13 protein-coding genes are annotated in these 17186 nt (G+C 35.6%); all 13 read right to left on the reverse strand.

Features of this window, described 5'->3' with window-relative positions; genetic code table 11:
- Positions 1-1719: 1719 nt before the first annotated feature.
- The gene (locus MHI34_RS20375) at positions 1720-3327 is read right to left on the reverse strand and encodes a DUF2326 domain-containing protein (protein ID WP_342503880.1); all 1608 of its coding nucleotides are present in this window, start codon (positions 3325-3327) and stop codon (positions 1720-1722) included.
- Positions 3311-3544, reverse strand: a complete 234-nt coding sequence (locus MHI34_RS20380; protein WP_342503881.1) for an ABC-three component system middle component 7 — start codon at positions 3542-3544, stop codon at positions 3311-3313. The genes MHI34_RS20375 and MHI34_RS20380 overlap by 17 nt, the downstream gene beginning before the upstream one ends.
- The gene (locus MHI34_RS20385) at positions 3541-4299 is read right to left on the reverse strand and encodes an ABC-three component system protein (RefSeq protein WP_342503882.1); all 759 of its coding nucleotides are present in this window, start codon (positions 4297-4299) and stop codon (positions 3541-3543) included. Before MHI34_RS20385 ends, MHI34_RS20380 begins: the two co-directional genes overlap by 4 nt.
- 581 nt (positions 4300-4880) lie before the next feature.
- Positions 4881-5705 (reverse strand): sugar phosphate isomerase/epimerase, encoded by an 825-nt coding sequence (locus MHI34_RS20390; RefSeq protein ID WP_058844991.1) that lies wholly within the window; start codon positions 5703-5705, stop codon positions 4881-4883.
- Complete coding sequence (locus MHI34_RS20395; RefSeq protein ID WP_089932327.1) at positions 5702-6670, reverse strand: DUF6005 family protein; 969 nt, start codon at positions 6668-6670, stop codon at positions 5702-5704. Before MHI34_RS20395 ends, MHI34_RS20390 begins: the two co-directional genes overlap by 4 nt.
- 13 nt (positions 6671-6683) lie before the next feature.
- Positions 6684-6941 (reverse strand): petrobactin biosynthesis protein AsbD, encoded by a 258-nt coding sequence (asbD, locus tag MHI34_RS20400; protein ID WP_036127419.1) that lies wholly within the window; start codon positions 6939-6941, stop codon positions 6684-6686.
- Positions 6938-8176 (reverse strand): AMP-binding protein, encoded by a 1239-nt coding sequence (locus tag MHI34_RS20405; RefSeq protein ID WP_249663923.1) that lies wholly within the window; start codon positions 8174-8176, stop codon positions 6938-6940. The genes asbD and MHI34_RS20405 overlap by 4 nt, the downstream gene beginning before the upstream one ends.
- Positions 8173-9924 (reverse strand): IucA/IucC family protein, encoded by a 1752-nt coding sequence (locus MHI34_RS20410; protein WP_342503883.1) that lies wholly within the window; start codon positions 9922-9924, stop codon positions 8173-8175. Before MHI34_RS20410 ends, MHI34_RS20405 begins: the two co-directional genes overlap by 4 nt.
- A complete protein-coding gene (locus tag MHI34_RS20415; RefSeq protein WP_342503884.1) occupies positions 9896-11719 on the reverse strand; it encodes an IucA/IucC family protein in 1824 nt (607 codons plus the stop codon). The genes MHI34_RS20410 and MHI34_RS20415 overlap by 29 nt, the downstream gene beginning before the upstream one ends.
- Positions 11720-12268: 549 nt before the next feature.
- On the reverse strand, positions 12269-13450 hold the full coding sequence (locus MHI34_RS20420; protein WP_342503885.1) for a NupC/NupG family nucleoside CNT transporter: 1182 nt from the start codon (positions 13448-13450) through the stop codon (positions 12269-12271).
- Between the two features lie 26 nt (positions 13451-13476).
- Entirely contained in the window at positions 13477-14772 is a 1296-nt protein-coding gene (locus MHI34_RS20425) for a purine/pyrimidine permease (protein WP_342503886.1), read from the reverse strand.
- A 35-nt stretch (positions 14773-14807) separates the two neighbouring features.
- Entirely contained in the window at positions 14808-15515 is a 708-nt protein-coding gene (gene deoD / locus MHI34_RS20430) for a purine-nucleoside phosphorylase (RefSeq protein ID WP_249645794.1), read from the reverse strand.
- 195 nt (positions 15516-15710) lie between these two features.
- On the reverse strand, positions 15711-17147 hold the full coding sequence (locus MHI34_RS20435) for a helix-turn-helix domain-containing protein (RefSeq protein WP_342503887.1): 1437 nt from the start codon (positions 17145-17147) through the stop codon (positions 15711-15713).
- Between the last annotated feature and the right edge of the window lie 39 nt (positions 17148-17186).

Here is a 17186-nt window from a genome sequence, read left to right on the forward strand (position 1 = left end):
AACATAAAACTCAACTAATCAGATTAGTTGAGTTGATGGTGAATACCTTACTACTATTTTACTTTAAACAATTAAAAATATCACTTATTAAAATCTATGAACTAAAAGGACCCTTCAAATGGTTGATGCAAGCCAATCGATTTCGTTTAGCTTCTTGAAAATTTGACGGAATTAGGCGGCTGTGATTTAACTAACGCTAATACATTTAAACATGAAATATGTGCCATTCGATAAAGCTTATTATCATCCCATTCATCAGGGAACAACTCTTTGATTGTATCGAAATAAAATAAACATAAATTAAGCTTCTTCTCTTTCGGAAGTTTCTTAAGTATAGATTTTTTTGTCAAAAGCTTAACCATATTATAAAGATTTTGTAAGGTAATATTCTTTTCTTTACTACGTTTAACTGTAAGCATTCCCTTGTTAAAAAACGGGCTTTCAGGTTTCAAGATTAGGTTTGTTGCTACCCAACTACTGATATCATCCTTATCCCGAAAGTTTTAGAGGATACAATCTCAGCTCGTAAAAATGAAATTAACATCGTTAAAAATAGATAGGAGATCATGGATCCCTCTACTCAAATAAAGAAAGTTACACGAACCATTGAGAAGATTGATAACTTTGAGGAAATTTAATTAGAGAAGCAAAATACTACCTTAAGGTGGATAATTAGGTAATTATCTTTACAAAAACTGATGAAACAAATAATAGTTCCTTCTTTTTAATTTTTATTAATATTAACAGAGTTAAAATACTTATGAATTTCTTCCCATTCCTTCTTAATATAATTAGACTTCGAATAATCTTTTAACCATTGATATGAATTTTTTTGAATATATGCAAGTATTAAACCATATTCACAAGTTTCTTTATCTATGCGTTCACTAGGCTTTAAAAAGATTCCTATATTAAAATTTGTATATCAGCTGCTATTTTTATAGTCATTTAATAACAATGACATATACTGAGTTTTTTATATCCTCAATCCTATCTGGGCTTTTAGTATAATTCATCATTTCAAGAGGGTTAATTTGTATTTCATTTCCAATTACATAGGTCTTTTCAATTTTAATTATTCTGATTATAAACATATAATACTGCAGTGCAACTTTGAGTAATTTTCTTTTTATTGCCTCTTATTCTCCTACTAAGTTTCTTCCAGTCCGTTTTTATTCCTTGATTAACATTTAATACAGCTGTATTCAACATTGGTAACTTCCCAAATTCTTCAAAAGCAATATAAGTACATAAATAACCTCTTGATTATTATATAAAAACTCGGCCTCCTCTATTAGTTCACAAGCATTCTCATAGATTTTAAAAAGATTCCTTCGATTTCCGCCACCTTTAATTGATTAAAACTCATCCCATCCCTCTCCTATGAAAGCCTTTATTACATACAATGCATCTATGTATTAACAATAAAAAAAGGAAAAGCAATGTGCCCTCCCTCTAACTTGCTGCTGTATTTCACTTTTGGCTACCCTTATAACATCGCTGTAGCCGAAGGGACATTTAAAGTGTTTGAAACCAAATTCGCAACATTTCACGTCCCTTGAATAGCTCGCTTTTTAACTAGATAATTGTCATCCGTATTTTCGGGAAACTGGGCTATTTATTTAACGCCTGTAGAATTCAAACGACAGCCCTCATAAATTTTATCCAGTTAGTGTTGGCAATCCAAATTTATTAGGATTAACTAGTTCTCATTAATATTTATTTTTTGTTATCTCTCCAGTCTAAAGTAGTCAATAATTTATCTTTAGTTAATTGGATTACTTTTTTATCCTTTAATATCTCCTGAGTTTCCTTATTGTACATATCAATAACATCAATGGCAATAAACACTTGTTTTGACATTGAATTGTATAATTTGATAATTTGTTCAACTGCTTCTTTTTCAATATTCTTGAATAGAAAAGAATCATGCATAATAAAAGGTATTTTAGTTAGTGTTAAAATAACTAAATCAAAAATTATTAAATTGGTATATGCTTTTCCAGTACCCGTATTATCAAAAAATTCATACTCATATTTACTATAAGTTAAATTTAGTTCAGGTGCAGTTCTTTTATCCTCATGTATTAAATCATTTATCTCTTTCAATTTGGTATTTATAACTGTATTAATTTCTTTAACTATTTTTTCTTTTAACTCTTCAAGTACACCTTTTTTGGTTTCAATATTACCTTTGATCCCTAATAGCTTTGTGTAATACTGATTTTCTAGTTGGAGGTTCTTTAGCCTTGATGACAATTCAATTAAGCTATCAATAAATACATTAAGTTCTTCATCAGGATTTAATAACCGCTCTTGCTTTGCAATAGTTATATTTATTTCTTTCTCTAACTCATCTATTTTGCTTGCTAACTCTTTTTTTGCATTTTCTAACTCTTCAGTAAGAATAGAACTAATACCCTGGTGAAATGATTCTATATTCTGCAATTTTTCTAGATTTACACTTGGAAAAAATTCTAGGAGGGACTCAAAACCAGCATTTGCTGCTCTTTTTATAGTTCTTGTTGTCCTATTTAATCTAGAGATATAATATTCTCTTTCCTCTATGAGTTTTTTCTTCTCTTTTCTAATGTTAATCATTTCATCAGATACAATTTCTTGAATATCACCTGATGGACTATAGACATTTTTTCCTAATCTCTCTATGTCTTTTCGAAGAGACTCAATATCTTTTTCATTTTTTGTAAACTCTTTTTTAGTAATCTTAGGAATCAATTTATGTTTTCCTGCACTGTTTAAGACTTTTTTTTGCTCTTCTAGGTTTTTTACCTCCTTATCATGCATTTCAATAACATCATATTTATTAAAAAGCTTAATCAAGTTTGTTACAGTTTGAATAAACTTTTCTTGTGGAAAGCTATGTAGGGGTTTTTTAACACTATAGTTTTCCTTCCCCCAAACTCTAGAAAAAGTACTAACAGCAGCTCTAAAGGTTAATTGGTCTGATTCTAATCCATAGAGGAGCTTTAGTTCCTTTGTATAATCATTTATTGAGATTTCTTGGAGATTTTCATAATCTTTGTTGCTTCTATACACTATATCTGGTTTTTCTGTACCCCTAACAAAATGATACCCTTTGTTGTTGAATTTAAAAGTGACTCCAAAATAGTGATGTCCTAAGTTTGTTACTACATCACTATTATGAGAAGTGTATGTATTCCCCCCAAAGATAAAATCCAAAATCATTAATAAAGTTGATTTACCAATAGAGTTAGAACCATTATTATCACCTAATATTACATTTAAACCCTCATGAAACTCTATTGTTCCCTCAGAAAATATTGCACTCTTAATCCTTATTAACATATGTAACTACTCCTTTATCAAAATCTACTGTAACCGCATCAAGTAGAAATAAAGCATCAAGTGCGTAAATAAACTCATCTATATCATCAAAGTAATCTTGTGTATCAAAGAACAATTCCTTTACAGTCATTTCTTCTTTTGATAAACATTTAAGGATAAATGGCATTTTCCCAATAATTGACTCACTAAAATTAATTACCTTGTTAGGCACTATCATGAAAACACCTCACAATTTTGAACAAAAAAAGAAATAATAATTCCACAAGCACCTAAATTACTGTTGCTAGTCTTTTTAGAGAGCCACTCAGTAAGTTGACCGTAAATAACTTCTTGAGAGGGCTCAATCCTGCTAAGACTTATATAAAATGCACTTACTTGTGAGGCAATTGCATTAAATGACCTTGGGTATTGGCTATCTAATTGAGCGAATTGCTCTTTAATATAATAATAGTATTCTGTAATTTCATTTCTTATCCTCATTTTTGTTATTCTTGCCAATGTCTCATTTGCTTTTTCATCCAACTTTAAAGCATGTAATTCCAATGGTTTAAGCTCAGCCTCATTAAATTCCTCTACAAGCATTGTAATGACTTCTTTTATTTCTGATTCAATTTGATAATCAACATATTTTGCTCTTGTCTCACTCTTAGCCAATATATTTTTCTTAATGCTCAATAACAACCTATACTCCTCAACTGTTCTAGGAGTATCAAATTTTGTATGGCAATCAGTACATAAAGCAATATAATTTGTTAGGTTATTTACATCCTCATGTATTTTTTCCTCATTTTTCAGTAATTCTATTTCTTGTTTTGAGGGATTAAGTGGATATATATGTGCACCTTCAAATAATTTATGTTTTTTCCCACCTTTTTCATACATAAGTGGCTTCGTGCATAAAGGACACATATTTTCAACTTCTGCAAGTAATATTGCATTCTCATTTGGGGTAAGCTTCTTTCTATCAGGCATTTAAATCATCGCACCACCTTTATAACTACAGTAATATATATTATTACACAAAAACCATCCAAATACTTCTTTTTCCAACAATAATATACCACATAAAGAACTAGGCTGTCATACCTACTCCTTAACAACCTTGCTAATTACTATAAAATTAGTTAAACACTTATAAGTATGATTTAAAATTTATATTGCTTAAATAAAATATAGAAAATAATATTGCTCTTTTCCATAGCTATCTCTAAAATATAATGCAGAAAATGAGGACTTACAGCTTTATATACACAGCTAAGTTTTTACTTTAGTATCACCGAATTTACTATTTTAATTGTTCACATGATTGCTATTTTAATCATATTCCTGACAAACTTAATATCATTTGAATGGCTATCTACTTGTTTAGTGATAGGAGGAATGTAGTTTGATTATTAACTGTTATTTTCTTTAGTTACTGTCGTTTACTAAAAAGAAAACCATGGAGTTATCTAATTTAGATTTTCCATGGCTTCGATTAATTGTTTTGATTATTAAACTTTGGCTGTCCCAATCTCTATTTTTATCTCGTGGAAACCTAGTACAGCCTTACACTATATTTGCACCAACTGCAACGCCTTCTTAACCTCTTGACTATCTTTTGCTAATACGCTCATCACATTCGATCCAAACCATTCCAATGATGCATCTACCTCCATCGTTGAAACTGCTTCTGCTAGGAATTCACCATAATCAATAGCACCTTCAAACAAAGGAACCATTCCTTCCCTAGACCCTGCTGCCGCATACACATTGTTTGGTGAAAAAACATCTAGTTGAGCACGTGAGGCAATATTTTTAAAATGAAAATGTGAGATATAAGGACGTAGTTGCTTCATGGCGACAATCGGGTTCATTCCTGATTCCCATATATGTAAAACGTCAAAGTTCACTCGTAGGCTTGAGTGATTCGTTTCTTCAAGTAACTGCATGGTTGAAGGTAGATTATCTGTTAATGTATTTGGATGAGTTTCTACCAGCAAGTTTTGTCCTTGTGACTCAAGATAATCACAGAGCATTGTAAGTCTGACAATAAGTTCTACCCTTTCTTTCTTACTCGTGTCTGAGCTGCCTTGCTTTCCTACAAATGTACGAATTTTATTTGTTCCCCAGCGCTTGGCAAGTGCAGATAATCTTTCTGTTTCAGCCATCATCTCCGAAACGGGTGCATCTAATGGCAAATAATCACTAAGCATGCTCGTTTCCAAACCGTAGGAGCTTAGCCAATCTGCTCCATAATGAGGTTCATCTGCCAAGTTCTTTGCATGAATGCCCCAGAGCTCGATTCCTTGAAAGCCTTGTGTTTTAGCAAATTGAGCTAATTGCTCCATCGAGTGGAGATGGTGCCGAAATGAGATTGTACAAATTGATAGTTTCATAACATGACCTCTTTCTTGTGCTGTAATGTTAACCATGCTTGAAAACATTCTTGTAATCCTTGCTTGATTTTGAACTCAAGCTGATTTTGTTCTTCTAACTTCACAAAAATATTTTCCACCAATAACAAATCTTGCGTCATCGCCAGCTTCATCGCTCGATACTGAATCGTTGTATAGCCAGTCACTAGACGCTCAATTTCATCACACCATGTGTCAAAGCCTTCCTCTTCTCGCCCAAGTGCTTCCCAAAAAAATGCAAATGCATGCTCATATGCATACTTTCTAATCGCGATAACTGGCAATTGCTTTAAGGCCGTCGGTAGTTTTGACAGACGTTCTTTTCCTGCGATAGACTTTTTCATAATTTCGGTAACGGCATCTGTCAACGGATTACAATCAAGCTTGATGCATGTATTAAAATAGGCTTCAACCGTCTCTGTAGTAGGAGCAATAATCGTCTCAGAATCAAAGTAATAGCCACCTTTGACAGTTGGCTCTTGGATTGCAGCTAAAATTCGCTCCTTCGGTAAAATTCCTTCCCAGCGAAAATCAGGGTCATACATAAACCACTCTTCTTCATTTTCGGTCGATTCTAGCATCACATAATGAGGGAATGGACGTTGATGAAATTTATTCTCTCGCTCTGGCAGCATCGATAAATCCAGCATCACCATCACATGCTGATGTGGCGATTTATTCTCTACTAGCCCTAGCAATTTGTTTATATTTTCTTGTTTAGACTGCTTTTCGTCATACCATTTGTAAAGCTTGATGCCATAGAGCATTTCATACCATGTTTGAAAGAAATCATGATCGATTTGATCCGAATGGTATGTTAGCACACCATTATCAAGCACATCAAAATCAGCGTCCCATACCCCAAAATAGTAGGGCCTATGATCGACACCTTTCGTTTTCTTAATAACCTCACAAACACAGCTTACAAAACAATGAACTTTTATCATTTTTGGCCTCCGATTATTCTACCTTTTGCTGTTTTTCTAAAAAGCTTGCTAATGTTCCTACTGTTTTGAAATCTTTAGGAACGAGAACCTCATCGGGGATGGCAATGCCAAGATCCAGCTCTATATGAAGAATCAGTTGAAGGACCATAATGGAATCCATATACAAATCCTCATTTAATCGGGCATCTTCATTGAAAGAAGACAGTGTCGGCAACTCTAATGAATTTTCCATAATATCATAGATGCTCTGAATCAATTGTTGTCGCGTCATACTGGTATGCCTCCAAGTTTTTTTCTACTTATTTTTCCATTAGGCAGCTTTTCAATTTCTTGAACAGGCAAAAACTCTATTGGAACTTGATGTGGAGCTAGAAATTTTCGGCACCATTCTCGAAGCTCCATATTATCGATTGGTTCAGTAGACACATATAGTGCACATACCCGCTCTCCTGACAGGTTATCTTGTTTCTTATATACAACTGCTTCGACTATTCTTGGGTCATCCATTAACACGGTTTCCACTTCTTGCGGATACACATTCAAGCCTGCTACATTAATCGTGTCATCTATTCTTGCTAGAAAAGACAGAACATTATCTTCTATATAGCCAAGATCTTTCGTATAAATCGTTTGTGTCGACAATTCAATAATAATTTCGCTCGGTGTTTGTTTATCACCGGCTGTTACCTTTACATGAGGAAGTGGGTAGCCCATTTCTTTCGGATCTTCCACATTAGGGTGAATCGCAACACAGCCTGCTTCAGAGCAGCCATACTGCTGGAGTACTTGGCGAGATTTCTCTCTTAATGTTGTCAGCCAGCTATGCGGCATCAAAGTTCCTGACGTCATAACACGATCAAATTGTTCACCCATCGGTAATAATCGACTTAATGTATAAAGTAACGCTGGGGCCCCATAGAGTATGTGTTGAGGATATTCTTTTAGCTTTTTCAAAATATACTTAGGGTTATTATTTGTAATAATAACTGGCTTTGCTCCCCTTCTTAGGCAAGCCAAAACACCACAAATGAAGCCATAGGAATGAGTTACTGGACAAGCAACAACCGAATTTGTCAAGGAATCGACAGGTAACATCGTCACATAACTTTCAATCTCTTTTTCCACAGAGCCCCACGTTCGTTCAATACATTTCGGAGCGCCTGTTGTGCCTGAGCTCATTTGAACTAATACGCCCTCTTGGTTATTGCAATGATTTGATAGTTCAATGAAAGTATCAATCGATTGGAACAACAGCAGATGACTACCTGCTGAAGAAGCAAGCCGCACAGCTCCCTCTTTCGGCGTTGCTGAATGGATGGGGACAACTGATCCCCCTTTTTCGCGAATGTATAAACAAAGAGCTATATATTGGAAAGTATCATCCGTACAAATAGCTAGTCTGCGATTGTTACACTCCCTTAAATGAGGTAAGCTTTCATATATTTCAAATTGCTTCTCAATATCTTCTACTGCATAAAATTGATCATTGACATAAAACATCATCATTTCTCCTTTTTATCCGCTTGCGCCAACGTATTGTTGACGATATGTCGAAAATTACCTTCCTCTTGATTTTGAACTTTCTTAGTTAGCAAAGATTCAACATAAATTTGTGTGCTAGTATGCTGAAGCTGTTCATGTCTTGCACATAACGATGGAAAGCGTTCCAAGTGCTTCTGTAAGCTGTCCTTAACTTGACACCAAAAATGTGTTTCTGCAAAGTCATACTGCTCCTCTAGCAAATACGATAGTTCACTTAAATGAAATACGAATAGTGTATCCATAATTAATTCTCGTAAAGCCTCTAGAGAAGACATCCAATAATACTGATCGACAGGTGCATCTTTAAAACGTTCGTGTATCGTTGCAAAGTCTGGAACGAGGCTTCTGTCTGCAATGAATTCTTCCATATATTCGATACTGTCATGGAAATCCCTCAGTACAACCCGAGTGGGCCACCCATTTTGATGCAATAAAATCATGTTTTGTGCATGTGCCTCCAGCGCCATACCATGAGCGACCAGCAAGTGCCACACAGGAATAACACTCACTTCGATCAAGCGTTTTACCCACTCCTCTGCTCCATATCGGGAAAGCCAATCATCAATAAATGGACGCCCATCTCTCTCCATCATCATTAGTACTGTAAAAGGAACCGCTTCCTCTTCATCCTTCATATACAAGCGCACACTTTCTCGCCATATGGTACCAAGCTGACCTTCTAGTTTGCTACTATGCTTTTGGGCATTCGGTTCAAAAATAATACCTGCATATTCCTCCAGTACAATAAGCGATGCTTCCTTTTGTAAATAGGCATCTAATTGAATCACCTGTTTAAGCCATGATGAAATAGGAGGAGCTGCACAAACAGCATGAGAATGTAACTTTCGCAAGGAAGAAGTATTCACCATATTCATTGCACATTTTAATTGCGCCTTTTCAGGATGTGAAACATTCCATAATGTTCGTACTGATTGGGTTGCCCTATAGTAATCTCCTTTCACATTTAGAGGGATTAAATCTTTTTGCTCAATTAATCCAGCTAGTTCCATTTTCAGGTTATGCCATTGCCAAGGATGAACAGGGAGGAACGTATAGTCGTCAAATGTTCCACCGAAAATCGCAAGCTTTGCTAGAAGGTCTTCCCACAGCAAATGTCCTAGCTCTCTTTTCCAAAAGCTCTCTTCCTCAAGAACTGTGATTCGTACGTAGCTTCTTCTCACCGCAACCCATTGAAGGGTAAATGATTGCTTTGCCTCAGGGCCATAATTTTTATGGTCGTCAATTGTAAAACCAGTTCTAGATTTGAAACAAGGATGATAGGGATGCCCTTCCATGATTTCTGATTCTAATTCTTCATAGCTCGAATTTCTTCTCGACATGGGCATTTGGAGATGATGCTCATTCCATTGACAAAGCTTACTCGTTAAATGAAGTTCTTCCAGTAAACGAACTTTGTCTTTACGAGTAGATAGTAATTCATCTACTAGCTCCTCAAGCGTAGCTTCTAGTAACGTCTCATCTTTTCCTACTAGAAAAATACTATCGCCCTTTATTCGGATACGATCAAAGGCCATTCTTCGCCCTTCACAACGATAGGTACATTTCTGTCCAACAAGAGTAAAAATGGAAGACCCTTTATCTAGAGGCGTTTCTTCATATTTGATTAGTCCTTCAAACATCATTGCTTCTACAAGCTGCCGCCTTACACGTAGCTCTTCTTGTTTAGTAACTAAAGGCTGTAGCTGCTTCATATTCTGCCTCCTCATACTGAACAACGAACGGATTTGGCACTTTCGTATATACCGCTTGTTCAAGCTCGGCTTCTAGTTCATCTACATCATGAAATCTTGTTAATAAATTTGCTTTGAACGCAAGCTCCTCTTGCTTTAGAATGTTACGAATAAATGCCTTCCCGAAACCTGTAAATTCTTTTTCTAATAAGTGCAGTTGATCGATAGACCACTTCAAAAGAATTTTTTCATCGATTAGCTGATCGGCTCCAAATCGGGAAATAACGGGAAACAATTGATTCATAAATAAATAATATGTAAATCTATCATGAATAAGGGCATCTTCGTAAAATAGCTCTTCTGTTTCATGTAAAGAAGGCTCTATTGAAAGAAGTACTTCTTTATATGTTTTTGATAAGTAATAACCTTGGTTATCACGATAATAATAAGTAGTTGGATAACTGGAAGAAATGTTTAACAAACTATTTTGCTGGTGTGCTTCGAGAGCTATTCCATTCTCGTCGTATAATTTTAATAACGATTCAATCGAACATTTCCAATAAGCCTTAAACCAATCTAAGCTTACGCTCTCTAATGATCGGAATTCTGATTGAGCGATTTTCATGATGAGCTGACATAATTTTGATTTTTCTTTTGGTAGGGGCTCTTGCAAAAGCGTAGCGATCATGCAGATTCCTTCATCCTGTCCTTCAGGAAATACATTTGAGCGAAAAATAACCTCAAACCCTGATTCCGTCTGATTTGGGAACTCTACAGTCATATAGGCTGGATCATCAATCATCCGAAAAGATGGATGGTTCTGTAAGAAATCAATCTTATTCATTAACCGAGCCATAACAATGCCAGCTTTTAATTCATGCGTTCTAGTCACCCGCAATGAATTCGTTATTTTGACTGGAATTGAAAACTTATACATCATTTCTTCATTTGTGCTATATACCGTTCTTATCGAGGAGGTTGCTGTATAAAGTGCCCCAAGTGCACCTTCGTATTTTATCCATCCTTCAGCAAGCGCTTTTTTTACATGCGGTTGCTGCAAAAGCCATTGTGCTTGAAGCGGATGCATCGGAATGAGGCAATCCTTCTCTGACATCACAAAATCAGGTTGTGATGTTGTTATAGACTGAGAAATGAGTTCACTTGCACTTTTTTCTAATACAGAGGACTCTTTCACATTTTTACGGTCGACACGAAAATAGTGAAGCTGGAAAGAACCTTGTAACTCTGGAGCAAAACTCATTTGCTGCCAATCTGACATCCCTTGTCTGCTTTTAGGTGTTGGATGGAGCCAATGTCCAAGTAAGAGAGATTGCTCAGCTTCAATAAACGTACCGTTAGCTCCATTTTGTTTCTTATTTTCCAGACGCTTTTCAATATAATTTGTCATCGTTTGATAGCTCTCAATTATGCGAAGAATGAGTTCATCAAAATGGGAGGAAAGTTCATGACATCCGTCCTTCTTAGCCATAAAATGGAGTTCCTGAATAAATGTGATGAGTATCGTTAATTTATCTTCAACAAGCCATTGGTTTTGTTTCGTACAATACTTCAACGAGTCACCAAATTTATGTCTTCCAACAAGAGATTTGTATTCCATGCCAAATGCAAAACGTGTGTTTTGTAATGGCAACTCGATTTCTAATATATATTCCTCTGTCATCAGGATAGATAGTCGCTGTTCTTTTATCCATTCCTCCTTTCTGACCCAGTGTCCGCTACTCACCTCTCGTATATAACAATTCATAAACGCTTGAAACGTTGCATTTTCTGCAATCTGTTTAGCCATCTGTTGCATTCATTAACCATCCTTTCACAGAGCCTTCTCCCTATCAAATGATAATTATTATCATTCACTGTTAAAAAAATGAGTCTTCCAAATTAAAAAGACTGATGAGATGATAAGAAGTAAATGGAAACAATTGAATTGTTGACAAACGTTGATAATGATTATCATTTTCAACAATAATTACATATTATAAGAAAGACAGAAATGACTCAACTGTCTAAAGACCTATATGGCAATTTAAACCATCGAAATAGGTAAAAGTGTAGAAGCTGTTGCCTTTTCTTGGAGGATATTAAGAGGTTATTAATATATGGTACTTTGAGAGGGAGAAATATTACAAGGAGATAAAAAGAATTTTCCCATATGTGAAAGGTCTATATGTTATGAATGTTCCTAGCCTTTTACATAATATGCAAAAACCCTTTCTTATCAAGGAAAGGGTTAAAAATTATATTTATTTATAGAGATCTACCCTCCCTTTTTCCAAGTAACTGAGCAATTTTAGGTGATAGGAAATGGTGTAGATACTCTTAAGTCATTCAAATCTTATGAGCCTATTTAAAATACAATGCCGATAATGATAGCTGATAGAACACTTACAAGTGAAGCACCATATAGCAATTTTAATCCAAAGCGCGCAACCACATTCCCTTGCTTTTCATTTAACCCTTTCACCGCACCCACGATGGTACCAATGGATCCAAAGTTCGCGAAGGATATAAGGAAAACAGATACGATGGCTGTTGTGCGCTCACTGAAACTATCTTGTATTTTAACAAAATCCAGCATGGCAACGAATTCATTTGCCACAAGCTTTGTCGCCATGATACTTCCGGCATTGACAGCTTCATGCCAAGGTACACCCATGACAAAGGCAATTGGAGCAAAGATATAGCCTAAGATGTCTTGGAACGAGATGCCGAATATACCGCTAAATAAACCATTAATCAAGGCAATCAACCCAACAAAACCTACTAACATGACCCCAACGATGATGGCTACCTTAAACCCATCCATAATATATTCGCCTAGCATTTCAAAGAAGGTTTGCTTTTCACCTTCTTGTACTTCAATTATATCCTCTTCGGCTTTTACGTCATACGGGTTAATGATGGTGGCTATGATAAAGCCGCCAAATAAGTTTAATATTAATGCTGCCACTACATACTTAGGCTCTAACATCGTCATATAGGAGCCGACAATCGACATAGATACCGTTGACATCGCAGAAGCACATAATGTATACAGACGATGTTTCGGTAAAAATCCAATTTGATTTTTCACGGAAATAAATACTTCATTTTGTCCTACTATAGCTGCTGCAACTGCATTATATGATTCTAGTTTACCCATCCCATTTATTTTACTTAATACTAAACCAATATACTTAATAATAAATGGGAGGATTTTATAATGTTGCAATATTCCAATTATTGCTGACATAAATACAATTGGCATTAATACATAAAGGAAAAATGTATGTGCACCTTCATTGGCCATCCCACCGAATACAAAATTAGTACCTTCATTGGCGTATTCAAGTAATTTTGCAAAACTATCAGCAAAACCTTTAATTAGAAATTCCCCGATACCCGTTTTAAGTAAAAGAAAGCCTAAAATAAGTTGGATAGCAATCATCACCATGATGGGGCGATATTTAATCTTTTTCTTATTATTACTTGCAACCCATGCTAATAATAGAACTAGCATGAGTCCTACTATAGAAATTAAATAATGCATCTTGTCCCCTCCGTGTTTTACTCTGTTTAAGATATAGACTTACTCGAATGTTTTTCCTTCCAGATTAATCCTTGTTCTAAAATAATCACTAAAAAACTTCCACAAATTAACCCATTGTTTAAAATAGCAATCACGATAGGAGATAATTGGCTTGTCGCAGATGAAGGAATAAACATTAAACCAACACCAACTAAAAGAGACACGCCACTCACGATATACGTTCGTTCCTCGTGCGTAACCGTTTTCAATTCCTTCAAGGAGATTCCGACCATCTTGACAAAAATAACGAATGTTACAGCATAGCCTATTGGTGCTGGAATACCTGCTAATATATTCATAAAGGGTGGCAGCAAGGAGATACAGATAACGCAGCAACACCCAATTAAAAACGACCTGCGTTCCTTCATACCTGTTTGTTCAACATATCCTGCTGCCCCCGAAATTGGCACTGAGCCGATCGCACCCAGGCCTCCACAAATTAGTTGTGTAATCCCTGACATAAATCCAGCACGCAAATAACGGCGATCATCCCTTGATTGTTTTTGTTTCATGACTGTCTCCATCAAACGGATTGATGCAATCGCATTAACTATTAATAGCAATGCTAACAAAAATGCTGTAGTGATGGTGCCACTGTCAAATCTCGGCCTTCCAAATGGGAACAATTCAGGAAGCTTAACTAGTGTATTTACCTGTGAAATCCCAGATGTCTGACCAAAAATCACAAATAATAACCAACCTATCAATATACTAATGATGATTGAAAATTGCCGCAGGATAGTATAGCGATTGTTGCCTAACCAAAAGGTGATACAAATGACCATCGTACTAAGTAGAAATACTTTAATATTTACTGTTGCGTGGCTTGATGAAATACCCATCATTCCTTTCATAAAGGAGCCACTTAATTGAAAGATTAATAAAAGCAAATAGATAAAAGTGATGGTCGGTGTAAATAAACAAGCAATTTTATCCATTAGCTTAAGTGCTGAAAGTAGGATAAATAAAATACCACTTATAATCATTCCTCCACATAAAGCTTGTAAGGCAGCAATGTGAGAAGAATATAATACCCCTACCAAACTCGCATAAATGGTAAAAATGCTCCACCATAAACCAGCTGGCCCTTCATGGATTGGTAATTTATGACCAATCAGCCCTTGTAAAAAACCAGCTATCCCTAAAGTAATAATCGTACTTTGGATTAGCCCAGACGTCTCAATAGGTGTTAGATTATATACATCTGCGATAGCAATCGGCGCTGCGATAGCACCAGCGAGCATAAATACCATCCACTGTAATCCAGACAATATTGCCTTCATTACGGTCTTCCCCTTTTCTTACGATTACTATTGCATTACTCATCGATGATTGTCTGAAGTGCAATGTCCACCATTTCATAAAAGGACTTTTCACTTTCCTCGTGAGATAAGCTTTCATTTGTTAATAATTGACTACCTACCGTCAAAATAGATAATGCTTTTACCCCGTATTTAGCAGCTAAAGTATAGAGGGATGTACTTTCCATTTCTACACCTAACACACCGAATTCCATAAACTTATGAAGCCTGTCTAGTGTTTCACGATAGAATTCATCAGAATTATAAATATTGCCAACAAAGACATTTACTTTTTTGTCTTGTGCTTGTTGATACGCCTTTATTAATAAAGAAAAATCTGCTGTTGGTGCGTAATTATTACCGTAGAATATTTTCTCCGTCAAATTGCTATCTGAGGACACTGCTTGGGCTAATATAATATCACGGATATTAATATCCTTTTGCATCGCACCACATGTTCCGATACGAACCAGTTTCTTAACGCCATAATCGTTGACCAATTCCGTACCATATATACTCATCGATGGATTGCCCATCCCAGTACCTTGAACTGAAATCGGCACACCTTTGTACATTCCTGTGTAACCATACATCCCTCTTACTTCGTTATAGCAATAAGCCTTCTCTAGAAAATGCTCTGCTACAAATCTTGCACGCAGAGGATCTCCAGGAAGCAGCACACGCTCTGCTATTTCTCCCTTTTTTGCACCTAAATGCCTACTCATCTTTATCCCTCCAACTATTTATCTTAAATTCCATAAGGTAAACGTTTTCATTTGCCATCAAAAAAACCCATAGCTGTTTCCAAACCAATTTCTCTTAAAAGAAATCGGTTCAGAAACTACTATGAGTATAAGATTTTTTTATCATAACAAACTAGACCAGATTGTTACGTAGTGTACAGGAAATAATTGACCAAATTACTGAAGCAATTCTTGGCGAATATTATCTAAATCCCTTTTTGAAGGGATCGTTGAAATAATAACAACGGGCACTGTCGTTAAGGCAACAGGAAAATTACTTATGACAAAATCAATGTGATGCTGCTTCACCATTTCATCGGTTAGCCCCTTCATAATGGAAGTATTAATAATGAGCTGGTCTCCAATTTCGTTTTTTATCAAATTAGCTATATAATGACGGATAGAAAACTCCTCACCAATGACCAAGAAGGCTCGTTTACTTTTATAGCGTAGTCCTGAACGAACAAGTAAGGTGAGTTTGGTTAAATGAAAGTCATTATACAGGACAGAAGGGTATGTTTTTTGCCACTTTTGCATGCAGTTCTGCATATCTTGATAAATCTGCTGACACTCGATTTGAACATAGTTTGTTAAATTACTTTTTGCAATCGTCAACCATTCAGGAATGGCGTTATCGATTAAAAGCTTGTCAAGAAACTCATATACTTCCAAGATAAAACGCTCTTGCCTATCTAGATTGGGGTAAGCCTTAGCCAATATTGTTAACAACTGCTGCGCCATTTGATCGACTTCTTTATTCTTGTACAATTCAATTTCTTTCTCCGGCGTCATGTCAGACCCTTCATAATAATGATATTGGCTTAGGCTAAATAGGGATTGCATGAAAAACAATTCACTTTTTGGTAATTCTATAGAGAATCTTTCTTCCAGTGCCAGCGCAAAGTCTTTTACTGGCAAATAGAAAATCCCACTTTCCCAAAGATAATCACCCTCAGCAATTTTGACATAGTTCCCTTTTCTCACTCTTTCAAGTACAATCGCTATTAAAAACGATAATTTCCGTTTGGAATTGATAAAATAAACAATGTTCTTCTCATTCTCTATATTCGTAATGGATTGATTGATAAAATCAAAGTCACTATTCGTAAATGGCCATCCTGTAAACTCATAAGCATCACCATATAACTTCCAGTAAAAATAGCGGATATTCAATTCATTTCCCTTTATGGCTGGCGTCGAGTATGTAATTCGTAGCTTATATGGCTTCAAATCGTGATTATTTAATTGCATAATCAGTTTCTTCAAAGATGAGGTACTCATAAACATAGCTTCTGCAAGCTCCTCCATGGTGGATTGATGCCCATTTGTAAACAATAAATGCATTAGTCGATAGAAGATTGTTTGTCTAAGCATGCTTGAAACCACTTCACTAACTGTTGTACTTCGCCCATCGCGTTGTAGAAAGATTCCCTTTCCTCTAGACACTTCAATAGTCATCGCTGCTGGCAATTGCCTATTGATTTCTTCTACTAGCTTACGGATGGTTTTATCTGAAACATGTAAACTTTTTTCAACCTCCGCTAAAGTAAACCATCTTTGTTCAGCATCTAACAACGTTAATAATCGACTAGCTAATTTGAATTCCTTATCCACGTTCTCACCCTTATCCATCATTCACAAAAAGGAACATAC

The sequence above is a fragment of the Lysinibacillus sp. FSL L8-0126 genome (assembly GCF_038630385.1).
Lineage (GTDB): Bacteria > Bacillota > Bacilli > Bacillales_A > Planococcaceae > Lysinibacillus > Lysinibacillus fusiformis_D.